22 protein-coding genes are annotated in these 24,560 nt (G+C 39.2%); 17 read left to right on the top strand and 5 right to left on the bottom strand.

Annotation, left to right across the window (positions count from 1 at the left end):
• Positions 1-209: 209 nt before the first annotated feature.
• The 8 genes from IGJ87_RS00650 (at position 210) to IGJ87_RS00685 (ending at position 9,450) form a co-directional block, all read left to right on the top strand.
• Positions 210-1,061 carry a formate/nitrite transporter family protein gene (locus tag IGJ87_RS00650; protein WP_181042493.1) on the top strand — a complete coding sequence of 284 codons (852 nt, stop codon included), beginning with the start codon at positions 210-212 and terminating at the stop codon, positions 1,059-1,061.
• A 27-nt stretch (positions 1,062-1,088) separates the two neighbouring features.
• Positions 1,089-1,724 (top strand): DNA alkylation repair protein, encoded by a 636-nt coding sequence (locus IGJ87_RS00655; RefSeq protein WP_002297142.1) that lies wholly within the window; start codon positions 1,089-1,091, stop codon positions 1,722-1,724.
• Between the two features lie 19 nt (positions 1,725-1,743).
• Positions 1,744-2,517 (top strand): Cof-type HAD-IIB family hydrolase, encoded by a 774-nt coding sequence (locus IGJ87_RS00660; protein ID WP_002327548.1) that lies wholly within the window; start codon positions 1,744-1,746, stop codon positions 2,515-2,517.
• A gap of 407 nt (positions 2,518-2,924) precedes the next feature.
• Positions 2,925-3,722, top strand: a complete 798-nt coding sequence (locus IGJ87_RS00665) for a TIGR00282 family metallophosphoesterase (RefSeq protein ID WP_002327547.1) — start codon at positions 2,925-2,927, stop codon at positions 3,720-3,722.
• The gene (locus tag IGJ87_RS00670; RefSeq protein ID WP_002297923.1) at positions 3,700-4,113 is read left to right on the top strand and encodes a YlbF family regulator; all 414 of its coding nucleotides are present in this window, start codon (positions 3,700-3,702) and stop codon (positions 4,111-4,113) included. Before IGJ87_RS00665 ends, IGJ87_RS00670 begins: the two co-directional genes overlap by 23 nt.
• Positions 4,097-6,742, top strand: coding sequence for a DNA mismatch repair protein MutS (mutS, locus tag IGJ87_RS00675; RefSeq protein WP_071243159.1), 2,646 nt, complete (start codon positions 4,097-4,099; stop codon positions 6,740-6,742). The genes IGJ87_RS00670 and mutS overlap by 17 nt, the downstream gene beginning before the upstream one ends.
• Positions 6,743-6,759: 17 nt before the next feature.
• The gene (gene mutL, locus IGJ87_RS00680; RefSeq protein WP_002325936.1) at positions 6,760-8,868 is read left to right on the top strand and encodes a DNA mismatch repair endonuclease MutL; all 2,109 of its coding nucleotides are present in this window, start codon (positions 6,760-6,762) and stop codon (positions 8,866-8,868) included.
• Positions 8,869-8,889: 21 nt separating this feature from the next.
• Entirely contained in the window at positions 8,890-9,450 is a 561-nt protein-coding gene (locus tag IGJ87_RS00685) for a Maf family protein (RefSeq protein ID WP_002294256.1), read from the top strand.
• Positions 9,451-9,534: 84 nt separating this feature from the next.
• Here IGJ87_RS00685 and treP read toward each other — a convergent pair whose 3' ends face one another.
• Complete coding sequence (gene treP / locus IGJ87_RS00690; RefSeq protein WP_002317060.1) at positions 9,535-11,523, bottom strand: PTS system trehalose-specific EIIBC component; 1,989 nt, start codon at positions 11,521-11,523, stop codon at positions 9,535-9,537.
• A 336-nt stretch (positions 11,524-11,859) separates the two neighbouring features.
• Complete coding sequence (locus IGJ87_RS00695; protein WP_002292716.1) at positions 11,860-13,179, bottom strand: IS1380 family transposase; 1,320 nt, start codon at positions 13,177-13,179, stop codon at positions 11,860-11,862.
• Positions 13,180-13,426: 247 nt separating this feature from the next.
• On the opposite strand from IGJ87_RS00695, the gene treR reads away from it, so the two are divergent.
• From treR to IGJ87_RS00735, 8 genes are all read left to right on the top strand, one after another.
• Entirely contained in the window at positions 13,427-14,140 is a 714-nt protein-coding gene (treR, locus tag IGJ87_RS00700; protein ID WP_002294254.1) for a trehalose operon repressor, read from the top strand.
• A 76-nt stretch (positions 14,141-14,216) separates the two neighbouring features.
• A complete protein-coding gene (gene msrB / locus IGJ87_RS00705; protein WP_002317061.1) occupies positions 14,217-14,663 on the top strand; it encodes a peptide-methionine (R)-S-oxide reductase MsrB in 447 nt (148 codons plus the stop codon).
• Positions 14,664-14,832: 169 nt separating this feature from the next.
• Complete coding sequence (ruvA, locus tag IGJ87_RS00710; protein ID WP_002317062.1) at positions 14,833-15,435, top strand: Holliday junction branch migration protein RuvA; 603 nt, start codon at positions 14,833-14,835, stop codon at positions 15,433-15,435.
• 12 nt (positions 15,436-15,447) lie between these two features.
• A complete protein-coding gene (ruvB, locus tag IGJ87_RS00715; RefSeq protein ID WP_002289812.1) occupies positions 15,448-16,449 on the top strand; it encodes a Holliday junction branch migration DNA helicase RuvB in 1,002 nt (333 codons plus the stop codon).
• 28 nt (positions 16,450-16,477) lie between these two features.
• A complete protein-coding gene (locus tag IGJ87_RS00720; RefSeq protein ID WP_002289813.1) occupies positions 16,478-17,056 on the top strand; it encodes a TetR/AcrR family transcriptional regulator in 579 nt (192 codons plus the stop codon).
• A gap of 51 nt (positions 17,057-17,107) precedes the next feature.
• Positions 17,108-17,590: a low molecular weight protein-tyrosine-phosphatase gene (locus tag IGJ87_RS00725; protein ID WP_002289814.1), complete on the top strand. Its 483-nt coding sequence runs from the start codon at positions 17,108-17,110 to the stop codon at positions 17,588-17,590.
• Between the two features lie 116 nt (positions 17,591-17,706).
• Positions 17,707-18,081 carry a hypothetical protein gene (locus tag IGJ87_RS00730; protein ID WP_002317064.1) on the top strand — a complete coding sequence of 125 codons (375 nt, stop codon included), beginning with the start codon at positions 17,707-17,709 and terminating at the stop codon, positions 18,079-18,081.
• 441 nt (positions 18,082-18,522) lie between these two features.
• A complete protein-coding gene (locus tag IGJ87_RS00735; RefSeq protein ID WP_430609631.1) occupies positions 18,523-19,482 on the top strand; it encodes an IS30-like element IS6770 family transposase in 960 nt (319 codons plus the stop codon).
• A gap of 50 nt (positions 19,483-19,532) precedes the next feature.
• Here the strand turns inward: IGJ87_RS00735 and IGJ87_RS00740 are convergent, their stop codons facing one another.
• Both IGJ87_RS00740 and brnQ read right to left on the bottom strand, forming a co-directional pair.
• On the bottom strand, positions 19,533-20,486 hold the full coding sequence (locus IGJ87_RS00740; protein ID WP_002333846.1) for an IS30 family transposase: 954 nt from the start codon (positions 20,484-20,486) through the stop codon (positions 19,533-19,535).
• A gap of 342 nt (positions 20,487-20,828) precedes the next feature.
• Entirely contained in the window at positions 20,829-22,181 is a 1,353-nt protein-coding gene (gene brnQ, locus IGJ87_RS00745) for a branched-chain amino acid transport system II carrier protein (protein WP_002307366.1), read from the bottom strand.
• A 146-nt stretch (positions 22,182-22,327) separates the two neighbouring features.
• On the opposite strand from brnQ, the gene IGJ87_RS00750 reads away from it, so the two are divergent.
• Positions 22,328-22,918 (top strand): TMEM175 family protein, encoded by a 591-nt coding sequence (locus IGJ87_RS00750; protein ID WP_002307369.1) that lies wholly within the window; start codon positions 22,328-22,330, stop codon positions 22,916-22,918.
• Positions 22,919-23,045: 127 nt separating this feature from the next.
• Here IGJ87_RS00750 and IGJ87_RS00755 read toward each other — a convergent pair whose 3' ends face one another.
• A complete protein-coding gene (locus tag IGJ87_RS00755; RefSeq protein ID WP_002317065.1) occupies positions 23,046-24,395 on the bottom strand; it encodes an amino acid permease in 1,350 nt (449 codons plus the stop codon).
• Between the last annotated feature and the right edge of the window lie 165 nt (positions 24,396-24,560).

Genomic DNA, 24,560 nt, shown 5'->3' on the forward strand with positions numbered 1-24,560 from the left:
AATTCATAATCATATAGTTTGTTCTTCAATCTTCACCTTTGCAGCCGCGGTTACACAATCGAACCCGAGACGGGGCAACAAACTAGGGATGAGTTATTATTTTTCTGCTGCATTATTTTACACAAACTACAGTATATGATAGATCATCCATGAATGTCAAGATAATTAGTACATAAAAACGCTTTACAAACCTAGGCTGTCTTTATAAAATGGGAGGGTATGTGCAAATGGAAAAAAGCGAAGGAAGTTTAAGGAGAAAATCAATGAATCCGGTATCACCATTATTTGAGAAAATCGATGCTTCAATTGAAAAGAAGGCGAATCTTTTTGAAAACAGCTTTTCACGTTACGCTGTTCGAGCGGTTCTCGCCTGTTTGTTTTTGACTTTAGGAACGGCTGTGGCATTTGCGATCGCGATGAAGGGGGAAGATATCGCGCATGGTCTAGGAAAGATTTTATACGCATTTATGTTCAGCTGGGGTCTGGTCATGATTCTATACATGAACGCCGAATTAGGAACATCGAATATGCTTTATATGACCGTGGGTGTTTTTCGGCAGAGACTTGCTTTAAGTAAGGCAGCCAAGATTCTATTTGCCTGTATTTTTTTCAATATGATTGGCGGTATATTATGTGGATTTCTAATTTCTATGACTACGCCATTTCAAGATTTAACGTTGGACAACTTTATGTTAGAATCAATAGCAGTAAAACTAGCAAAACCTGCAGCAACGATTTTGGTGGAAGGGATGTTTGCGAATATCGTTGTCAATACCGCTGTACTGATCAGCATGCGGATGAAAGAGGATGCCGGGAAAGTGATCACAGTCGTATTCATCATTTTCATTTTTGCTTTTTTAGGATATGAACACGTGATAGCGAATTTTCCTGCCTTTACGCTTGCTTACTTTGCTTCTCAAGGACAGATGGATGGAATGACAGTCAGCAATGTGTTACATAATTTGTTTTTTGCTTTGGCAGGAAATTATATTGGTGGCGGTTTAGTAATGGGACTGGGATATGCTTGGCTGAATCAGTCAAAATCATCCTATGTGGACTAAAAAGTCGTTCATTAAAGGGGAAGTGCCATGGAAGTTTTAGTTTTTCCAAAAAATGAGGAAAAAGCGTTACAAATGGAAAAGTACATGAAAAATCTTTTTTCCTTTGCTGGAGTACCTAAGCCGGAACGCGCTCTTTTACAACAACCGTTACTGGATGAGAGCAAAAATTTATCTATTTCTGAAGTTTTAGCTTTTGTTCATTATTATTATGAACAAATCGAAAGAGAGTATCAGTATGTAGCGATCGATTTAGTCCAGAAAAACATCAAACGGCTTACATTTGAAGACTTAGTCGTATTGTTGCCACTAGTTCAGAAAAAAGAATGGTGGGACAGCATCGACTCTTGGAGAAAAGTATACAGCACATGGTGTAAAGCCTACCCAGAGCAGCGTGAAGAAGTCTTTCAATTGTTTGAAAAAAAGGAAGATTTTTGGCTACGTCGAATAGCAATCACGTTGCAATTAGGTTATAAACAGCAAACAGACACAGGACTATTGATCCGAGCAATAGACGAAGATCGTCAAACAAAGGAATTCTTTATCCAAAAAGCAATTGGTTGGGCATTACGCGATTACAGTAAGACCGATGCCGATTGGGTAAAAAGACAGCTGACAACAGATTTGAGTAAGTTAGCTGTTCGAGAGGCAAGTAAGTATTTATAAGAAAGCGAGACGACAAGAGATGAGACGCAAATTATTTGCTTTTGATATTGATGGAACGTTGTTAGATTCAAACAAACAAGCTTTAGATAGCACGAGAGAAGCATTGGAAAAATTACGCAAAGCCGGTCATCTGGTCACGATTGCTACAGGGCGGAGCCGATTTCATGCGCAAGAGATCATTCGCGATCTTGATTTTACGAACTACATTTTATGTAATGGAGCGGCCGGTTTTTTAGACCATGAACAAGTATATAAGAATTTACTAGATCGCGACCAGTTGGATGCGTTCGTTCAAGAAGCGCATCATGAGCAGATCGATACAGCTTTTGTCAGCTTAGACAATATCAAGCGTTCTTCTTCCAATGATGTAACGGTGATGGAAGAAGCGATGCATTCTTTCGGTGCTGTCTTGCCTGAATTAGATCAGTTTTTTGCAGAGGAACAAGAAATATACCAAGCGTTAGCATTTTTCGATCAAACATATGATGGGAAGTTCTCTTCATATGATAAAATTCGATTTGTCCGCTGGCATGAGAACAGTGTAGATGTCGTACCTAAAAATGGTTCTAAAGCAGCGACAATTCTGCACTTAGCAGAACAAGTAGGCATCCCTCATAAAGACATCATCAGCTTTGGCGATGGACAAAACGACCGTGAAATGTTGCGCATGTCAGGAATTGGGATAGCTATGGGGAATGCTGTGCCAGAAGTACAAGCAGAAGCTAAGATGGTCACTGATACAAACGATCAGGATGGAATTTGGAAGGCATTGAAAGAGTTAAGCGTGATTTAAAAGAGGTTGTGAAAAAGCTGTTCTGCATCAAGTAATAAGCCCAGCCAAACAAAAATAGCTCCTCCTATTTTTCGTTTTTCTGGGCTTATTACCGCAGATGCAAGCTTTTGAACACCGTTTAAGGAAGAGGTCGTGACAGAAGTGGTCAGTTTCAAGAAATAAGAAGGGATTTACGAAAATTGCTTCTCAAATTTTTGTAAAATTACGGCTTATTTCTGAAGAAGTAGATGAAACAACGTTTATTCGGGAAATGGGACTGTGACAAGATGTTTGTCATAGTCCCATTTTTTTATTTTATTTTTCAAAACTAAGAAATACCAGGAAAGAGTTCCTTTTGTTTGACCTTTTCTTTCTTATTGAAAACAACTATAATATAGAGTGATGTTAAAAGAGAAGAGGAATTTAGTGTGCGGGTATTGTTTATTGGTGATGTAGTAGGTTCAATGGGACGAGAGATGATTACTGAATATCTTCCTAGATTGAAGAAGAAGTACCGTCCGCAAGTAACGATTGTAAATGGTGAGAATGCCGCTTCTGGACGTGGAATCACAGAAAAAATCTATAAAAAATTTTTGCAAGACGGCGTAGATGTCGTGACGATGGGGAATCATACGTGGGACAACCGCGGAATCTTTGAGTTTGTAAATGAAGCTAAAAAGATGGTTCGTCCGGCAAATTTTCCGGAAGGGACGCCTGGACAAGGGATGGTCTTTGTCAAAGTGAACCAAGTCGAACTGGCAGTGATCAACATGCAGGCTCGTTCTTTTATGGTGGACTTGGATGATCCTTTTCGTAAAATGAATAAGCTGGTAGAAGAAGCCAGAAAACGTACGCCGATCATTTTTGTAGATTTTCATGGAGAAACAACAAGTGAAAAACAAGCAATGGGCTGGTTTTTAGATGGGAAAGTTTCAGCAGTGGTCGGTACACATACACACGTTCAGACAAATGATGCGCGAATTTTGCCAAGAGGAACAGCGTATCTGACAGACGTTGGGATGACAGGTCCCTATGATGGTATTTTGGGTATGCGCAGAGAACCTGTAATCGAAAAGTTTCTGACCGCATTACCAAAACGTTTTGAAGTTGTGGAACAAGGCCGAGCGATTTTAAGCGGCTGTATCTTGGAATTGGATGATACGACAGGCCATGCAAAAGAGATCCAGCTGATTCAGATCAACGATGATCGACCGTTCATGGAGTAGAAAGAGAGGCAGTTTTTTGCAGCAGGAGCCGGAAATTCAAAAAGAAGTAAGGAAACTGACAAAACTTTTAAGAGAGAATGAAACGATCATTCGCTACAAAGAACTTGAAGAAAAGATCCAGCAAAACCAGTATTTAGCTGAGTTGAGAGAAAAAATCAAACAAGCGCAAAAAGATGCTGTTCATTTTGCCCACTATGACAAACCAGCAGCAGAACAAGAAGCAATCAAACAAGCGGATCAATTCATGCAAGAATTTGATCAGCATCCGCTTGTTGTAGCTTATAGAAAACAGCTGTTGGAAGCAGATGATCTGCTTCATCATTTAACAACTATGATACAAGAAGAAATCAATGGACAAATAGAGGAGGAAAAACATGCCTCAAAAAACTAAAAATACTCCTATGATGGAACAATATCTAAGCATCAAGGCCCAATACCAAGATGCTTTTTTGTTCTATCGTTTAGGAGACTTTTATGAACTATTTTACGAAGATGCGATCAAAGCGTCACAGCTTTTGGAATTAACGTTGACGAGCAGAAATCGAAATGCAGAAGAACCTATTCCTATGTGCGGTGTACCTCACCATGCAGCACAAGGATATATCGATGCCTTGATTGAAAAAGGCTATAAAGTAGCGATTTGCGAGCAGGTAGAAGATCCAAAGACGACTAAAGGGATGGTCAAGCGCGAAGTGATCCAGCTAGTCACTCCTGGTACAGTCATGGACAGCAAAGGATTGTCGGCAAAAGACAACAATTTTTTAACAGCTGTAGTTAGTCAAGGAAATGAATTTGGCTTTGCTTATGCCGATTTAAGTACGGGAGAATTGAAGACGGCTCGGTTGCATGATGAAGAAGCTGTTTTAAATGAAGCCTCTGCATTGCAGACAAAAGAACTCGTATTAGGCAGTGAGATCACTGATACCCTTCGTGAACAGCTAAGCGGGCGTTTAGGGCTAGTCTTTTCTCAACAAAATGAGATGGAAGAAAACGCGGAATTTAGCTTTTTGACAAGCGAACTAGTCGATCCGCTGGAAAAAGAAGCAACCGGCAAACTATTGACTTATTTATCGGTGACACAAAAGCGGAGTTTAGCTCATATCCAAAAAGCAGTAGAATACCAACCAGATCATTTTTTGAAAATGGATTATTATTCAAAATTCAACCTAGAATTAAGCCAATCTATTCGGACTGGGAAAAAGCACGGCACTCTTCTATGGTTGTTAGATGAAACAAAAACAGCAATGGGTGGCCGTTTACTAAAACAATGGCTAGACCGTCCGCTTATCCAGGCAAAACAAATTAAAGCAAGACAAGAAATGGTCGCTTCTTTGCTAGACAGCTATTTTGAACGTATCGATTTGCAGTCAGCATTAACGAAAGTCTATGATCTGGAACGCCTAGCAGGTCGAGTAGCTTTCGGTAATGTCAATGGGCGAGACTTGATCCAGCTGAAAACTTCTTTAGAACAAGTGCCAATGATCAGAGGGTTGATTGAAGGAATCGATCAAGGTCAATGGCAAAGTCTGCTTTCAGAAATGCAGCCGATGGACCATCTCGTCCAATTGATCGACCAAGCTATCCAAGATGATCCGCCGTTACAAATAACGGAAGGAAACATCATCAAAGATGGATTCAATGAGCAGCTCGATATGTACCGTTCTGCTATGAGAAACGGAAAGAAATGGTTGGCAGAACTTGAAGCAAAAGAGCGTCAAGAAACAGGAATCAAGAACTTAAAAATCGGATTTAACCGCGTTTTCGGTTATTATATAGAAATTACAAAAGCAAATCTTGGAAATGCAGAACTGGAGAAGTATGAACGAAAACAAACTTTAGCAAATGCAGAGCGTTTCATCACACCAGAACTAAAAGAATTGGAGACACAAATCCTCGAAGCAGAAGAAAAATCTGTTGATTTAGAATATCAGTTGTTTTTAGCTGTGAGAGAAGAAGTCAAAAAGGCTATCCAGCCGCTACAAGTACTTGCAAAAGCAATCAGCGCAGCAGATGTGCTACAAAGTTTTGCAACGATCAGCGAACGCTATCAGTATGTTCGGCCAGAACTTGTCAGTGACAAGCATCAGCTTCTGATCAAAGACGGACGACATCCTGTAGTAGAAAAAGTATTAGGACATCAGGAATATATCCCTAACAGCGTAGAAATGGCAGAAGACGAAATGATCTTGCTGATTACAGGACCGAATATGTCTGGTAAAAGTACGTATATGCGACAGTTGGCATTAACTGTTCTGATGGCGCAAATGGGCTGTTTCGTTCCGGCAAAACAAGCAGTTTTACCTATTTTTGATTGGATTTTTACCCGAATCGGTGCAAGTGACGACTTAATCGCTGGACAAAGTACTTTTATGGTAGAAATGATGGAAGCCAATCAAGCCCTGCGTTATGCTACGCCAAACAGTTTGATTTTGTTTGACGAACTCGGGCGAGGAACAGCAACATATGACGGAATGGCATTGGCCCAAGCAATCATCGAGTATATCCATCGTCATGTACAAGCAAAAACACTCTTTTCTACCCATTATCATGAACTGACGGTACTTGAGAAAGAACTTCCGCAGCTTAAAAATGTCCATGTTGGAGCCGTTGAAAAAGACGGAGAAGTTGTCTTCTTGCATAAAATGATGGATGGACCTGCGGATAAAAGCTATGGCATACATGTGGCAAAGATCGCAGGATTGCCTTCCAATCTACTAGAACGAGCAGCAGATATCCTGCATACGCTAGAAAATGGTGATAACGGACACCATACTGTTCCAGCTGAAGTAGAAGAGAAAACTAAAACAGCCAAACAGGAGCAAATAAAACCACCTGCAGAAAAAGTAAATCAAGACCATATACAAGACCGTGTAAAAGAAGAAAACCAACAGCTTTCTTTATTCAGTGAATTATCCGAAAATGAAACAGAAGTCATTGAATCACTGAAGCAAATAAATTTACTAGAAATGACGCCAATGGATGCACTAAACACATTATATGAATTACAAAAACAACTGTAGGAAGAAGGCGGATATCGATGGCCAAAATCCAAGAATTATCTGAACGTTTAGCTAATCAGATCGCTGCGGGAGAAGTAGTGGAGCGACCAGCTTCCGTTGTGAAAGAATTAGTGGAAAATGCAATTGACGCCGGCAGTACTCAGATTGATATCTTAGTTGAAGAAGCGGGACTGCGGACGATCCAAGTGATTGATAACGGAGAAGGCATTTTGGCAGACGACGTAGAGAATGCCTTCAAGCGGCATGCGACAAGTAAGATCCATAATCGCGACGATCTTTTCCGCATACGAACGCTTGGATTTCGCGGGGAAGCTTTGCCAAGTATTGCCTCGGTTTCTGAAATGACTCTGGAAACGGCAAATCAGGAAGAAAAACAAGGCACCTATCTGTCGCTGAAAGGCGGAGAAGTTATTGAGCATCGACCAGCACCACTGCGTCAAGGAACGAAGATTACCGTCAGCAATCTGTTTTTCAATACGCCAGCCCGCTTGAAATACGTGAAAACACTGCACACAGAATTAGCGAACATCGGGGACATCGTCAATCGACTGGCATTGAGTCATCCATCGATTGCTTTTCGTTTAGTACATGATGGAAACAAAATGCTGGCAACTGCTGGAAATGGCGATCTGAAACAAACAATTGCGGGAATCTACGGATTATCTACCGCAAAAAAAATGCTGAAAATCGAAGGAAAAGATCTAGATTTTGAGTTATTTGGCTATGTTTCATTGCCTGAGGTGACTCGTGCCAGTAGGAATTACTTATCGACGATCATCAATGGACGTTTTATCAAGAACTTTTCCTTGAATAAAGCAATCGTTGCAGGTTATGGGTCAAAATTAATGGTCGGTCGTTTCCCTATTGCTGTATTGGAAATCAAAATGGACCCGCTTTTAGTAGATGTAAATGTTCATCCTACGAAGCAGGAAGTCCGGCTGTCGAAGGAAAAAGAACTAACAGAGCTAATTAGTAACGCCATTCAAAAAGCATTGTCTCAAGAAAATCTGATTCCAAGTGCAGCGGATAATCTACGGTTTAAGAAAAAAGTACCCGATCAGCCTAAAACAGAACAAATCGAAATCGATTTGTCCTACGCTTTTGAAGAAGAAAAACCTAAAAAGCCAAGTAGTTTGAATTTTGACCGAGAGACAGGAACCTTTTTTGTAGAAGAACCAAAGAACACATTTGTTGACAGGATTGTTGATAAGTCTGTGGAAAATGTTGAAAACTTTTCTGGTTTTTCTGAAGAAAACACCAGTTATCCAGAAAAAACAGCGAAAACGGTGGATAAGCTTGGTGAAAATGTTGATAACTTTGTAGAAAAAACAGTGGAAAAATCTGAAAAGAAAGAATTTCCCATTGTGGATAACATGGAGAAAACAAATGAAGAACAAGCAGATAAATCCGTAGAAGAGGATGAAAAGATTTACGAGGAAGAATTGACACTCCACCCTGAATTTGATTTCACTCAAGGAAACGACAAAACATTAGAACAAGCGATCAAGAAACTAGAAACGGAAAAACCAGTTCAACGTTTTCCTCAATTGGAATATTTTGGACAGATGCACGGAACGTATCTTTTTGCCCAAAGTAGCGACGGATTGTACATCATCGATCAGCATGCTGCCCAAGAGCGCATTAAGTATGAATATTTCCGGGAAAAAATTGGGGAAGTATCTGATGATCTGCAAGAATTGCTTGTTCCATTTGTGTTAGACTATCCAAACAGTGATGCTTTGAAATTAAAAGAGCAAAAACACTTGCTAGAAGATGCAGGGATTTATTTAGAAGAATTTGGTCAAAACAGCTTTATTGTACGGGCCCATCCTACTTGGTATCCCAATGGAGAAGAAGAATCGATTATTCGGGAGATGATCGATATGCTGCTGACAACTGGAAGTGTGAGTGTAAAAAAATTCCGTGAAGCAACAGCAATCATGATGAGTTGCAAACGATCGATTAAAGCCAACCATTATTTGAATGAAGCACAAGCACGTGTGCTGCTGAAGGATCTGGCACGATGCGAAAATCCTTTCAATTGTCCCCATGGCCGTCCAGTATTGATTCACTTTACCAATTCGGATATGGAAAGGATGTTCAAACGAATCCAAGACCCGCATTAAGTCAAAGAGAAGAGGGAAAACATGAAGATTGTATTAGCATCCCAATCACCAAGAAGAAAAGAGTTATTGGCTCATATCGTTTCAGAATTCGAGATTGAACCTGCTGATATCGATGAAACGCCATTTCCAGACGAACAGCCCGTCGATTATGTTCGTAGAATGGCTGAAGAAAAAGCACGAACTGTCTGGGAACAAGATGAAAAAGAAGACCATTTAGTGATTGCCAGTGACACGACTGTTGTTCTCAATCAAGAGATCATGGGTAAACCAGAAGATCTGGCTGAGGCTGAATTCATGCTGAAAAAACTAAGCGGGGAAACACATACTGTATATACAGCTGTTGTTTTAAAAACAAAGGAACGAGAAGAACGGATACTAGCAGAAGCACATGTCACTTTTTATCCTTTGACAGACGAAGAGATCAAACGCTACTTGGAGACGGGGGATTATGCGGATAAGGCAGGGGCATACGGCATCCAAAATGCTGCGAGTGTATTCGTCAAAGAAATTTCTGGAGATTATTACAGTATCGTAGGATTTCCGATTGGTGCTGTCAATCAGGCACTGAAAACATTCATTTAAACAAAAAAGCGGACTATCTGATTTTCGATTGAAAATCCATGATAGCCCGTTTTTTTTATTGAAAAGATTACTTATCTACTCTGACTAAGATTTTACTTCAGCTTTACCGACTGCTTCGCCCGGGCGAACAAGTCCTGATTGGTCAAGAGAAAGCCCTGCAACTTTTTCATTATTGGTCAAAGCAACAATAATGTCAGTTTTCTTGCCAGCTTGTTCTATTTCTGGCAAATCCATTTCAGCAATCAGGGTCTCTGGTGTGACAAGGTCTCCTTCTTTCACGAATACATTGAAAGGAACACCCTTTAGTTCAACAGTATCTAATCCCATGTGAACAAGTACTTCCAGCCCCTCATTAGAAAGAATACCAATGGCATGTTTTGTTTCAAAGACACTCGTCACTTTACCGTTTACTGGTGCATAGACTTTGCCGTTTGACGGTTCGACAGCATAACCGTCACCCATCATTTTTTGTGAGAAAACTGGGTCATTTACTTCCGTTATTTCTTTGATGGTCCCTGCAGCGACTGCGAATAATGGTTCTTTTGTTGCAACTGCCGTACCAGTTGCTGAAACAGGTTCGAAAGACTGTGGCGTTGCTGTTGCGCCATTTGCTGTTTGAAGTTGTACATCAGCAGCATTTTCAGGAACAGCAGGATCAATCTTATTCAAAATTCCCTGACGTCTAAAGATGATCGTCAAACCAAATGGAATGATGACAGCAATGATCATTGCGATGATGAAAGGTACCCATGTTTCTGCTTGGATAGCTAGTATTCCTGGCAAACCACCTACTCCGATCGCGTTAGCTCGAACACCCATCAAGTTAGCAAACATGCCAGCTAATCCAGAGCCGACCATTGCAGCGACGAAAGGATAGACGTATTTCAAATTGATTCCGAACATAGCAGGTTCAGTTACGCCTAAGTAACAAGAAATCATTGCTGGAATCGAGATTTGTTCTTCTTTTTTATTCCCACGATGTAAGAAGATGATGGCTAAGACTGCAGAGCCTTGGGCGATATTTGATAAAGCAATCATCGGCCATAAATTCGTTGATCCGAAATCTGCAATCAGCTGCATATCGATGGCATTGGTCATATGGTGGAGACCAGTAATCACTAAAGGAGCATACAGGAATCCGAATACGGCACTAAACAACCAGCTGATAGAAGACGTCAATCCAGTATTTACGATATTTGAGATCCAGCTTCCGACTGTCCAGCCGATAGGACCTAAAATAACGTGTGCAGCTAAAACAGTTGGTAACAATGAAAACAATGGAACAAAAATCATCGAGATCGACTGAGGGATATACTTGCGGAAGAAGATTTCTAGATACGCTAACATAAACCCTGCCAGCATGGCTGGAATAACTTGCGCTTGATAACCAATCATCTGGACTTGAGCAAAACCAAAATCCCAAAATGGAATATCTGCTGCGGCTGTGGAAGCTACACTATAAGCATTTAATAATTGCGGAGAAACTAACGTAATTCCTAAAACGATTCCTAATATTTGTGTAGTACCCATCTTTTTTGCAATACTCCAAGTGATACCTACTGGAAGAAAATGGAAAATTGCTTCACCCGGTAACCACAAAAAGGCATTGACACCATTCCAAAACTTTGAGTGTTCAACGATTGTTCCACCAAGACTTTCAAACTGGATACCTTCAAGTACATTTCTGAATCCAAGGATCAATCCACCGACAATGATTGCAGGAATCAGTGGTGTAAAGATTTCTGCTAAAACGGCAATAGCACGTTGAACGGGATGAAGGTTTTGTTTTGCAGCTGCTTTTCCTTGTTCTTTGGAAACCCCTTCAACTCCAGATACTGCAACGAAGTCGTTATAAAAAGTAGAAACATCGTTTCCTATGATGACTTGGAACTGTCCTGCATTCGTGAACATCCCTTTTACGCTAGGTATATCTTCGATCGCTTTTTCGTCCGCTTTTCCTGGATCATTCAGGACAAAACGCATACGAGTCGCACAATGACTAACTGCAGCAATATTTTCTTTTCCGCCGATATCATGTAACAGCTTCTCGGCATCTGCTTGATATTTTGCCATATCAATAAACCCCTTTCTCTTAACTTGTCTATGCAAGTTGTTTCTTCATTTACTATACTTTTTTTCGGAGAGAATTGCAAGCGTTTTATTAAAAAGTACGAGAGAAAATGATATCGTTTTAAAAAGCTTAAAATACCTGAATAATTCATAGCTCTAAATTTAAGCTATTTTTTTGAACAAAGTGCCTACATTTAAATTAGGCAGATACATTCTTCCAAAATAATGTGTTTTCGAACAGGATATATACGGAAGAAGGCTATAATAAAAATTATTTGTCTATTTAAGGGCAGACTGACCCCTTGGAAAAATAGGTTAAAAATTTTTACGATAACTAGCCTAAATCCATTGCCTAGATCGCCGTAGGCGTTCAAAAACCTTATAAAATTCAGTTTGATACACATGATAACTCGACAGTTTGAGATAGACTTGTCTACCTGTTTTAACGAGTTTTCCGGCAACTTTAAGCAATGTCAATCGTATAGAATGAATCGTCATCCCCCGATTCACTTGTTCAAATCCAATGGTCTTTAAAAAATTGACGAGGTTGTAAGCCAGGACACTGATCATCATTCTGACATGATTTTCCAGGAAACGCGGACTATCTGTTTTGTCAAAATAAAAGCCTGATTTCGCTTCTTTGATGAAATTTTCCATTGTTCCACGCTTGCCGTAAAGAGAGAATATGACTTCAGGCGAGACATTATCGGATAGATTCGTCACAATGAATGCGTGGTGAAAAAGAAGCTCTCCTGCTTCACGGATTGATCGAATACAAACGCGACGGGGTTTTGACCAGGATTGTGCTTGATAAGGGAGTGAAAAATACTGTATTTCTCGGTCTTCCCATTTTTTATTATCCCCATAAAGAACAGAGTGTTCAGCTAACTGACTTAACCTCCGATTGCTCTTTAATCGGATAACGTACTGGCTTTCAGTTGCTTCACAAGATTCATACACCTCTGGTGTGGCGAAGCCGCTGTCACCCCGAACCAATATCTCGGTATGAGGTAACGTGCTCTTGTAGTGGTGTAACAGCGGGTCGATAAAGGCTTTTACCCCTTTAGACGTGTACTGATTGCCTGAACGCAGTTCAGCTTTTAGGAAATCTCCGGTCAATCCGTCAAATGCAACTAATGGGTGATAGCCGTAGGTTTGATAATGGGCATTATAATCTGTTTGTTCTTGGCGTCCAAAGGTATCCAAATGTGTGGAATCGACATCAATGATTAACTCGGTGTCATTGCGAATCAAACGCGCTTTATCAATCAGCGACTGATTTAATGCTTGGAGTTGATCCATGTTCTCCTCGGTGAAACGATCTAAAAACCGTGAGATTGACGATTGTGAGGCCAACTCTTTTTTACCGAGTACAGCTTGAAAGACTGGATCCTGTCTTAATAGATTAGCTGATGAGTCTGCCGAGTACCCAGCAATTAACTGCATAATGAGTTGTTCTAATATCGCTAAGTTATCATGTGTGAAGTAAACACGTTTGTCTTTAATATGGAGCCACTGTTTAGCTACGTGTGAAAAGTCGAAGGTATTCATCACCTCTTTAACTAAGACCAAACCCGAATCACTCGATAAGCGACCACCTGTATGTGAAATAGTCAAATTTGAATTGAATTTTACCTGGTTTTTGTGTAAGCTAGTCATGAGAAGAACTCCTTTCTTATGGTTGGTTTCGACACCTTTACCATATCAGAATGGGGTTCTTTTTGCATCACTTAACAGGTGAAAATGAAAAAGTAAATGAAGACTGCTGTTAGGCAGTTTCAGACGGTTTGAAGTCAAAGTATGAATTATTCAGGAAATAAGCTTTTCTTAAAAATAGGAACATTGAAATACAAAAAGAGCTGTAGTATAGTGAAGAAATGATGGAAGAACGAGTGAGGGAAAAAACATGAATAAGTTCAATGAAATTTTTTTAGATTTGGAACAGAAAATTTTAGCGAAAGAATATCCTCCGCATTCGCTTTTACCCAGTGAGAACCAATTGATCAAAATTTATGGTGTTTCACGAGAAACAATTAGAAAAGCGCTGAATCTTTTGACTACGGAAGGTTATATTCAAAAAAAACAAGGAAAAGGTTCGATCGTACTGGATCGGAATCGCTTCGACTTTCCTATTTCTGGATTGACTAGCTATAAAGAGCTACAGGAGACCCAACGTATTCCAAGTGAAACGATCATCCATACGTTAGAAGAAACAGAAGTGACAAAAGCATTGAACGAGATCACTGGCTGGGAGATCGGTGCGCCTGTTTGGCATTTGATACGCGAAAGAAAAATCAATGGCGAAGTAGTTATATTAGACACCGATTATCTATTAAAGGAAATCGTTCCTATTTTAACTCCAGCACAAGCACAAGGATCGATCTATGAATATTTTGAAAATGAGCTTTCTTTGACGATTGCTTACGCGCAAAAGGAGATCACAGTAGAAGAAGTAACGGAAATCATGAAAACAGCGATGGATCTTCACGATGACACTTATGCAGTAGTAGTCAGAAGCCTCGTTCATCTGGAAGATACCCGCTGTTTCGAGTATTCTGAGTCGGTTCACCGATTAGATAAATTCCGTTTCGTTGAGTTTGCCCGACGCCGAAAAGTGTAAATAGTTCAAAAGAAAGCAAATTGTTGGCATCTGTCCACTTTGGCGCTATGATAGGATCACAAAGGGGGCATTTTTAATGGATAAACCAATAAGACCAGAAAAAGAAGAACTGAAAGAAAAGTTATCACCCATGGCTTATGCAGTCACACAAGAAAATGCAACAGAACGACCATTTAGCGGGAAATATGATGATTTTTACGAAAAGGGGATCTATGTAGATATCGTCAGCGGTGAACCGTTATTCAGCTCTGCAGAAAAATATGATGCAGGTTGTGGCTGGCCATCATTCAGCAAACCAATAACGAAAAGACAAGTGCGCGAAAAAGCCGATTTTTCTCATGGCATGCATCGAATAGAAGTTCGAAGCAAAGAAGCAGATTCTCATCTCGGACATGTGTTTACCGATGGACCAGTAGGTCAAGGTGGTCTACGTTACTGCATCAATTCTGCCTCACTGAAATTCATTCCATATGAAAAGATGGATGAATTAGGTTATGGGGAATTCAAATCACTTGTAGAATAATGGAAATACACAAAGAGCGGTACAATACGGGGATTTACTCGATCGTCCGCTCTTTTTTTATTCAAGCGATTGCTATTTGAAAGAAACGCTCCCCAGACTCCTTTTTTCACAAGGTGAAATGTGCTACAATAAAGGGAACGTATGTGTGCAAAAGAAAGAGGACTAGAATATGTATGAATATCTGACAGGTGTGGTTACCTTTATCAACCCCTATTACATAGTAGTAGAAACCAATAGTATCGGCTACCAAATCGCACTAGGAAATCCTTACCGCTACAGTAGCAAACTAAATCAAAAAATAAAAATTTATGTCCATCAGGTGATACGTGAAGATGCGCATCTTCTGTATGGATTTGATTCGCTAGAAGAAAAGCAACTGTTTTTGCGATTAGTAAGTGTTTCAGGAATCGGTCCGAAAAGTGCCCTTGCAATCATGGCAAGCGAAGACCACTCCGGTTTGATTCAAGCAGTAGAATCCAGTGATGTCACTTATTTGACGAAATTTCCAGGAGTAGGGAAGAAGACAGCACAACAAATGATCTTGGATCTAAAAGGAAAATTCGGTGAGCTGAGTATCGATACACCTTTTAGTCTATTTGATGAAGCAAACACAAAAGACGCTACAGCTCTATCTGAAGCAATGGAAGCTCTCTCGGCTCTTGGTTACAGTGATCGAGAAATCAAACGTGTAGAAAAACAATTAAAAGAAGTCGATAATCAGACAACGGATGAGTATCTACGCCAAGCACTCAAGCTAATGATGAAAAAATAAGGAGGAGACCAAATGACAGATGAATACTTGTTATCACCAGAATCTGGCGAAAATGAACTGAGTTTGGAAAAATCTCTTCGACCACAGCTGCTTTCTCAATATATCGGACAGAGAAAAGTCAAACAAGAACTTCAGATTTACATCGAAGCTGCCAGAAATCGGGAAGAACCTTTAGATCATGTTCTGTTGTACGGGCCTCCTGGATTAGGAAAAACGACGATGGCCATGGTCATTGCTAATGAGATGACCGTAAATATTCGTACGACGAGTGGCCCTGCTATCGAACGTCCGGGTGACTTAGTAGCAATCTTGAATGAACTGGAAGCAGGGGATGTCCTGTTTATCGATGAGATCCATCGATTACCTAGAGTGGTAGAAGAGATGCTTTATTCAGCTATGGAAGATTTCTATGTAGATATCATGGTAGGACAAGGGCCAACCGCACATCCGGTTCATTTCCCTCTTCCTCCCTTTACTTTGATTGGCGCGACGACACGGGCAGGTATGCTTTCTGCACCTTTACGAGATCGATTTGGCATCATTTCTCATATGGAATATTATGACGAACAGGATCTGCAGGAGATCGTTTTACGTTCTTCGGATATTTTTCAAACAGAGATCATTGAAGAAGGGGCATTGGAAATTGCTCGCCGATCACGAGGAACGCCTAGAATTGCTAATCGCTTGCTCAAACGGGTTCGTGATTTTGCGCAAGTCCAAGGAGACGGGAAAATCGATCGTCCTATAGCGGATCAGGCACTTACTTTGCTACAGGTCGATCAGGCTGGATTGGATTATGTTGACCAGAAATTGTTGCGAACAATGATCGAGTTATATGGCGGCGGACCAGTAGGGTTAAGTACGCTTTCAGTAAACATAGGAGAAGAGCGTGAGACGGTAGAAGATATGTATGAACCGTATCTGATCCAAAAAGGATTTTTAAAGCGTACACCTAGAGGGCGAATTGCTACTGCTTATGCCTATGAACATTTTGGTTACGACTATCATATATGATTTTTGCTTTTAGATTGGAGGAAAATGAATGAGTGATACAACACGTACGAAACAATTGATCAAAAACGTATTGATTGATTTGTGCCAAACGCAATCTTTTCGAAAAATCAGCGTCCAAAAAATCGCAAATGAAGCAAAAATCAATCGACAAACATTTTATTATCATTTTACAGATAAATACGATTTGCTTCGTTGGGTCTATTGTGAGGATGCATTGCATTATTTAGATCCACAATGTCTTTCACTTGATAATTGGGAAGAGCAAGCATTGAAAATGCTGAAAGCAATTGCTGAGAAGAAAGAATTTTATGCAAATACTGTGCTTTCTGACCCAGAAATTTTACAAAAAGAGTTTTCTCAACTGATCCAAAAATCATTTATCAAGATTTTTGAACAAATGGATGAAGAAAGACAACTTTCTGCAAGAGACAAACTATTTTATGCTCGTTTTTTTTCTTACGGTTGCAGTGGTGTATTAGTCAATTGGATCACGAATGAATATGAAGAAACACCGATGGAAATCGCTATGCAGCTTTTCCGTTTAGCCAAGGATACGGAATTATATTCTTATCGTCTTTATGCAAAAGAAGAGTTGGAAGAACAGTAATAGAAAAATTTTTTGTTGGAAAAGCAATGATCGCTAAAAGGAGATGGGGAAATGACAAAAATTTTATTTGTTTGTTTGGGAAATATTTGCCGTTCACCGATGGCAGAAGGCTTGCTGAGAAAACGAATAGCATTAGAAGGAAGGGAAGCAGAATTTTTTGTGGATTCTGCTGCTACAAGCACGTATGAAGTTGGAAAGACACCGCACCCTGGAACGAAAAAAATATTAAACCAAGAAAAAGTAGATATGACGAATATGGTTGCTCGGCAAATCACACCCCACGATTTTGAAACTTTTGATTGGATCATTGGCATGGATCAAGAAAATGTAGAAGAACTGAAACGAAGAGCACCACGCTCAGCGCAGGGGAAAATCCATTTGTTTTTAAGTAGCATTCCTGGAAAAGAAAAAGAAAATGTTCCCGACCCATACTATACCAATAACTTTGATGAGACATATCACTTGATCACAGAAGGCCTGAATCATTGGTGGAATATTTGGATTGACGAAAATAAAATAACGAACAATTTGTAAAGTTAACGCTTTCTTTTTAAGGCGATGTTAGAGCATTTCCTTGTTTTTTTGTAAAATGTTAGGTAAAATAAAATTAATTAAGTAACACTTTCTTAGCTAAAGGAGGAGTGCATTCGATGAACGAAGAGACAGTATCACCAATGAAGAAGCTTACGAAGTTAGTTACTCATACTTCGTATCAACTTTTTGATTCTTTTGTAAATGACACTGAAGAACATGCTAAGAATGTACGATTGCAAGGAAAGTTTATTCTTGAGCTGAAAAAAGCTGCGACTGAACATAGTTTAGTTATCTTACAAGTAAGAGCGAATCGTTTGAGTAGCAAGTATGAAACAATCTCAGGTTGGGTGGCGACAAAAACGGTCGAAAAAGACCGAGTAATGATCCGCCTACAAAACGAAGAGCAGCAGATCCGCATGGTTCCCGTAGAACAAATTGAAAAAATAACAATCCTTTCGCCAGCAGGAGAACAGGAACGGTTATCAAAATAATGTATACCAGATAGAAAAGCACGTATGAGCTTGTACCATCAATCATTACTAATCAAAAATAACCGAATGCTTTAAACGGATATCGGTAAAACGGAGCGTTTTAAGATGAGTATCACAGCATGACAGCATTCGGTTGATTAGTTGAATCGATTGTATGGGACAAGTTTTTTTGATAAAAAAAGGTCCTGCTAGCCGGGGAGCTAGCAGGATAAGGAGTTAAAAATGAAAAAGTGTTGTTAGGGTTGTTTGTTGGTATGCTTATATAATAGTCATTAGTTGTGAATATTTTGTGACGAAAGTTTTCGAAAGTTGTTAAGTTTTTTTGCGAAAACTATTTTTATATCACGCGAATTGTAAAATTAAGTTAGAAAAATAAAAAGGCATTTATGGTACACTCAAATTGTATTTCCGACGAAAGAAAACAAAGGAGTGTAACCATAAATGACCTACAAACATCTTACCATAGACGAACTGACAATGATAGAATCATATTATCTTCAACATAATAAGCCGGTTGAAATCGCTAACCGAATGGGACGTGCTATACAAACTATTTATAATGTAGTCAATAAGTTCAAGCAAGGCAAGACTGCTCTTGATTATTGGCACCAGTATAAAGAAAATAAGAAAAAATGTGGTAGAAAAGTCATTCAATTACCTGCTCATGAAGTAGATTACATTAAAGAGAAAGTCACTCTTGGTTGGACGCCTGACGTCATTATCGGGCGAAAAGAAAGGCCTGTTTCATGCGGTATGAGAACACTTTATCGTTTATTTTCTAAAGGAATATTTGATATTGACACACTACCGATGAAAGGTAAAAGAAAACCCAATGGCCATCAGGAAAAACGGGGAAAACAACAGTATCAGCGCTCAATCCATGATCGACCTGATAATTATCCTAATTTCAATTCTGAGTTTGGTCACCTTGAAGGTGATACGATCGTTGGCATTCATCATAAAAGTGCCGTCATTACTTTAGTTGAAAGATTATCTAAAGTCATTATCACGATTAAACCCAACGGCCGTAAGGCATTAGATATTGAAACTGCCCTTAATCAATGGTTTTCTCGCTTCCCTAAAAACTTCTTTAAATCTATTACGTTTGACTGTGGAAAAGAATTTTCTAACTGGAAAGCCATTAGTAACCAACATGATATTGATATATATTTTGCGGACCCTGGAACACCTTCTCAACGCCCATTAAACGAGAATTCTAACGGGATTCTGCGTCGTAATGGACTGCCGAAATCAATGGATTTTAGAGAAGTGAATCAGACATTTATTTCCAGTGTCAGCAATCAACGTAATCATATTCCAAGAAAATCATTGAATTACAGAACACCAATCGAAATATTTTTGAGCTATGTACAAGAAGCATTTTATTCTAGCTTAATTTGACAAATCATATCATATATATGTCTAAAATCTATATTATATTATTTGTCAAATTAAGCGAGACAAAACTTTCCATTTACGTAACTCAAAAAAACTTCTAATGGTGTTTGGTAATTTAGTGATTTTCTAGGGATATGGTTTCTTTTGGACGCAACGGATGAGATGAATCCTTGATTGACTTGGTTGAAGTCCATTTCTTTTGGTAGTCCATCTTTTCGGAGGAGTCCGTTTGAATGTTCATTTAATCCCCGTTGGGAAGGCGTTCCTGGGTCTGCGAAATAAATATCAATATCATTCGTATTACTAATACTTTTCCAATTAGAGAATTCTTTTCCACAATCAAAGGTAATTGATTTGAAAAGATTTTTGGGTACGGATTGAAGCCATTCATTAATCGAATTTTCAATATCAACTGCCTTACGGCCTTCTGGTTTCAAGACGATAATGGCTTTTGAAAGTCGCTCAACGAGTGTGATGACGGCACTTTTATGGTGGATGCCGACAATCGTATCATCCTCTAAATGTCCAAATTCTTCTTCGAAAACGACATAATCTTTTTTACGTTCAGAAATATTTCTTTTGAATGCCTGTTTTCCACGTTTTTCCTTATAACCATTTGGTTTTCGTTTTCCTTGCATCGGTAAATGTAAAACATTGAATTCTCCCGTCTTAAACCGGCGATAGAGGGTACTTACTGAACAAGAGAAGGTTCGCTCTGCACGGCCAATAATGACGTCTGGGGTCCAACCTTCAGTTGATCTTTTTGCAATGTATTCTTTTTCCTCAGCAGGAAAAATGATTTCGGTTCTCCCACAACGTCGCTTATTTTCTTTGTATTGTTCAAAGTATTCAAGTGCTGTTCCACCACATTTGAGAAAGTTATAGACATTGTAAATTGTTTGGCGTCCACGTTTAAGCTGCTTCGCAACGATAGCAACCGGAGTTTCTTGATGAAAATATGCTTCTATCATTACAAGCTCGTTTGGTGTAAGATGGGTATAAGTCATTTATGTTCACTCTCCTTGTATGCTTTAGCGGGTATTACAATTTGAGTGTAACATAAATGGCTTTTTTATTTGTCTCGCTTAATTATACAAACGGCGTTATAAAAGAAATGTTGTTTGATCAGCTTCTCTTCGGTATTAGTTCAAAACAAAACGGCAAAGTATATGGAGCTACTTTGCCGTTTTGTTTCTCTAATACTCAGGTCAGTTTATAGACGCTCAATAAACGGTGTTCAAGAGACAGCCTATCGGCAATAAGGCACAATTTTGTAAAATATGAGAAGCTATTTTTCAAAATTACTTTTTATTGCTCAAGGCTGAACGTCTCTTTCACAACCTCTTTTATCAATCTGCTACTTCTTCTTTCTTAGCGAAACTCCAAATCAGTCCGATAACAAAACCGATAACTGCTGGTACGATCCACCCCATCCCCAATTTGAAAAACGGCAAGTAGCTTTCCGCAACATGTAAAAGATTTTGAACAATAGGTGTTTGTTTGATAGTTTCTGGGCAAGCGTTCAACCCATCAAAAATCGAAGCAATCAATGTAAAATAAGTAGTCATTCGATAAACAGCCGTACGCTGCTTAAACAAAGGACCAACTAACACTAGTAAAATCAGTGTCATTGCTAATGGATAGATGAACATCAAAACAGGCAACGAAAATTGAATGATATTCGTCAAGCCTACGTTTGCAGCTAAACAAGGAAGGATACTAGCAAGTGCAACAAAGAATGCGTAATTTCTTTGCGGAAACAAATCTGTGAATGTTTCTGCAAAAGCTGTAATCAAACCAATACCGGTCTTCAAACAAGCTAATATAACGATAAATGCTAATAAGATACTGCCATAAGTACCTAAATAATGATCAGCAATCTGAGCCAGCGTGATCCCGCCATTTTCACTTAGAGCAAAGCTACCTAAGCTCATAGCACCTAAATAAGCGAGCAAAGTATAAATGATTCCCATCAATATAATGCTGATCGCACCAGATTTGATCGTGTCTTTAGCGATTTCAGCAGGTTTTGTTACACCCATGTTTTGGATTGTTGTGACAATGATGATCCCAAATGCTAAAGCAGCAAGCGCATCTAATGTGTTATATCCTTGAGTAAACCCTGTGAAAAAAGCATGCTCTTGATAATTTGGCTGAATAGGCGCTTGATTTACAGAACCTAGTGGATTCAAAAAAGCAAGGAGAAGCAAAGCACCTAATAAAACCAAAAATGCAGGATTCAGGAACTTTCCAACATAATCTAATATCTTTGTCGGTTTTCTTGAAAACCACCAAGCCAGCACAAAAAATACAATACTGAAAATTGCTAGATATAGCGTCTGTCTGCTAGGATCGATAAATGGTGCTAAACCAATCTCGAAAGATGTGGTTGCAAGGCGAGGTAAAGCAAAAAACGGTCCGATAACTAAGTAAAGCAAGATGGTAAAAACCATCGCATATGTTTGATTTATCCGTTTTGCTAATTCATATACACCTGAGCTTTTCGATACACCAATGGCAATCACCCCTAAGAAGGGAAGACCGATACCGGTAACCAAGAAACCTAGATTCGCCCAAAAGGTAGCAGCGCCTGCTTCTTGACCCAAATGAACGGGAAAGATAAGATTTCCAGCACCAAAAAATAGACCGAAAAGCATGGAGCCTATAAAAAGATAGTCTTTAAATGATAATTTTTTTGTCATACATAACTCCTTTACGGTTTTTTTAAAAGTAACAAAATTTCGAAAAATATGCAACAATTTTCAGAAAATTTCCTATATAAAACGATGGTTATTTAATAACGTAAGTGATAAAATAAAAGCGCTGAATCATCTGAGGAGGAATCATCGTGACAAAGTCGAGATTAGAAGCATTTACTGATGGAGTGGTAGCCATTGTTTTGACAGTTCTTGTATTAGAGATCAAGATCCCTAATACATCTAGCTTTCATTCTTTATGGGTCATCCGAAATACATTATTAGCTTATACCATCAGCTTTATATTTGTTGCGGTGATCTGGGTGAACCATCATCGTATATTTCAGATGGCAGAACGAATTAATTACCGAGTGGTCTGGTCGAATATCTTTTGGCTCTTCTGGCTGACTTTATGTCCTTCTGTTACTAGTTGGGTCGGGCGTAACCCTGAAGCTTTTTGGCCTGAGATGGCTTATGTCTTAGTATACACGATGTGGAGTTTTTCTTTTGGTATCTTGATGAGGCAAATCATGAAAGCAAATAAACCAGATTCCCATGTCGTGAGAGTTTTGTCAAAGGACCGTCGAAGTCTTATCTCCATGATGATTAACTTATGCTTGATTGCCGGTGTCTTTTTTGTACCGTTGATCGGGTTATTCGGACGTTTTTTTGTATCTGGTATTTGGATTTTTTCCTATAAAAAAGCAGATGCCTATTATCAGCGGTTGTTTCCGGGGAAATAGAAAAGAGGCTGGGACAGAAGCGTTTAACTCCAAGAAATAAGCCGAAATTTCACAAAAATTTAAGAAGCAATTTTCGTAAATTCCTTCTTATTTCTCGAAGCTGACCACTTCTGTCACAACTACTTTCTTACTTCTTACGTTCATATTTCATATGATAGATCAGTAATAGAAGCAAGAACCACACAGGTGTTAGTAATAAAGCGATTCTCGTATCTTTTCCTAGGAACAAGACGACACACACAAAGGCCATGTAAAGAAATACCAGATAATTACTAAATGGGTACAACGGCATTTTAAATGAATGAGCTTTTTTGCCGAGGATACTTTTACGATATTTCATGTGCGTGTAGACAAGCATACTCCAGATAAACAAGAAACAAGTAGTGGCAATACTGCTTACTAGTGTGAATACTTCACTAGGCATCACGTAATTCAAGATAACAGAAATGAAAATGACGATAGTAGAAAATGTCAAAGCATTCCCTGGCACATGATGTGTTGTTAACTTTTTGAATTTTTTAGGGGCACTGCCTTCTTGCGCTAAAGAACGAAGCATACGTCCTGTACTATATATTGCACTGTTGCAGGCAGAAGCTGCTGCACTTAATACGACTAAATTGATCAAGGAAGCAGCAATCGTGATCCCAATTTCCGAAAATACTTCTACAAATGGACTGTTATCTGGATTCAAGCTGTTCCATGGATAGATTGCCATAATGACAAAAAGAGATCCTAAGTAAAATAAGATGATCCTGATAGGAATATTATTGATAGCTTCCGGCAACACTTTTTCAGGATTTTCTGTTTCTCCAGCGACTAATCCAACTAATTCTATCCCAGCAAAAGCAAAGGTTACCATTTGGAAAGCTAAGATAAATCCTTTTGCACCAGTTGGAAAGAATCCGCCATGAGACCATAGATTCGTGATACTGGCTGTGCCAATATCTGTCGTATAGTGGGTGAGGATCATATAAGCTCCTACGAGGATAAAGGCAATGATCGCTACAACTTTGATCAATGCAAACCAAAACTCTAACTCACCAAACAATGAGACAGCCACCATATTCAAGCAAAGAAGAAGACCTAATGCAATCAGTTCAGGAAGCCACTGAGGAACACCAGGCGCCCAGTAGCGTACATACATTCCGATGGCTGTTAAATCGGCCATTGCAATCGATACCCAGCAGAACCAATACGTCCAGCCAGTGATGAAAGCCGCTTTTTTGCCAAGATATTCTGCAACAAAATCCAGAAAAGAATGGTTATTGGTGTTTGATAACAGAAGTTCGCCTAACGCACGCATAATGAAAAAACAGATGCATCCAGTAATAAGATAGGCGAGCAATATCGAAGGGCCAGCTAGCTGGATAGACTTTCCGGAACCTAAAAACAACCCCGTTCCAATCGCTCCGCCAATAGAAATCAGTTGGACATGTCTATTTTTCAGTCCACGCTGCAGTTCTTGATCTTCATTCATTTTTAAATCATCCTAACTAAAAAAGTTTAATTACTTCCATATTAAGAGAGTTTTCTGAAAAACACAACTAAGATTCCAAAATTTTCAGAAATTTACCTTTTATGAGTAATTCATAAAAAAGAACTGCGGTAAACACCGCAGCTCCCTGTCTCGATCAGCTATTGA

This window comes from Enterococcus sp. DIV1411a (assembly GCF_050531945.1).
GTDB lineage: Bacteria > Bacillota > Bacilli > Lactobacillales > Enterococcaceae > Enterococcus_B > Enterococcus_B faecium.

Bases quoted from the DNA above. Each gene is read 5' to 3' on its own strand.
- mutL (WP_002325936.1), top strand. From the start codon at position 6,760: ATGGCCAAAATCCAAGAATTATCTGAACGTTTAGCTAATCAGATCGCT.
- treR (WP_002294254.1), top strand. From the start codon at position 13,427: ATGAATAAGTTCAATGAAATTTTTTTAGATTTGGAACAGAAAATTTTA.
- IGJ87_RS00650 (WP_181042493.1), top strand. From the start codon at position 210: ATGGGAGGGTATGTGCAAATGGAAAAAAGCGAAGGAAGTTTAAGGAGA.
- IGJ87_RS00670 (WP_002297923.1), top strand. From the start codon at position 3,700: ATGATCGACCGTTCATGGAGTAGAAAGAGAGGCAGTTTTTTGCAGCAG.
- msrB (WP_002317061.1), top strand. From the start codon at position 14,217: ATGGATAAACCAATAAGACCAGAAAAAGAAGAACTGAAAGAAAAGTTA.
- ruvA (WP_002317062.1), top strand. From the start codon at position 14,833: ATGTATGAATATCTGACAGGTGTGGTTACCTTTATCAACCCCTATTAC.
- IGJ87_RS00655 (WP_002297142.1), top strand. From the start codon at position 1,089: ATGGAAGTTTTAGTTTTTCCAAAAAATGAGGAAAAAGCGTTACAAATG.
- IGJ87_RS00735 (WP_430609631.1), top strand. From the start codon at position 18,523: ATGACCTACAAACATCTTACCATAGACGAACTGACAATGATAGAATCA.
- IGJ87_RS00660 (WP_002327548.1), top strand. From the start codon at position 1,744: ATGAGACGCAAATTATTTGCTTTTGATATTGATGGAACGTTGTTAGAT.
- brnQ (WP_002307366.1), bottom strand. From the start codon at position 22,181: ATGACAAAAAAATTATCATTTAAAGACTATCTTTTTATAGGCTCCATG.
- treP (WP_002317060.1), bottom strand. From the start codon at position 11,523: ATGGCAAAATATCAAGCAGATGCCGAGAAGCTGTTACATGATATCGGC.
- IGJ87_RS00720 (WP_002289813.1), top strand. From the start codon at position 16,478: ATGAGTGATACAACACGTACGAAACAATTGATCAAAAACGTATTGATT.
- ruvB (WP_002289812.1), top strand. From the start codon at position 15,448: ATGACAGATGAATACTTGTTATCACCAGAATCTGGCGAAAATGAACTG.
- IGJ87_RS00685 (WP_002294256.1), top strand. From the start codon at position 8,890: ATGAAGATTGTATTAGCATCCCAATCACCAAGAAGAAAAGAGTTATTG.
- IGJ87_RS00740 (WP_002333846.1), bottom strand. From the start codon at position 20,486: ATGACTTATACCCATCTTACACCAAACGAGCTTGTAATGATAGAAGCA.
- IGJ87_RS00730 (WP_002317064.1), top strand. From the start codon at position 17,707: ATGAACGAAGAGACAGTATCACCAATGAAGAAGCTTACGAAGTTAGTT.
- IGJ87_RS00755 (WP_002317065.1), bottom strand. From the start codon at position 24,395: ATGAATGAAGATCAAGAACTGCAGCGTGGACTGAAAAATAGACATGTC.
- IGJ87_RS00725 (WP_002289814.1), top strand. From the start codon at position 17,108: ATGACAAAAATTTTATTTGTTTGTTTGGGAAATATTTGCCGTTCACCG.
- mutS (WP_071243159.1), top strand. From the start codon at position 4,097: ATGCCTCAAAAAACTAAAAATACTCCTATGATGGAACAATATCTAAGC.
- IGJ87_RS00695 (WP_002292716.1), bottom strand. From the start codon at position 13,179: ATGACTAGCTTACACAAAAACCAGGTAAAATTCAATTCAAATTTGACT.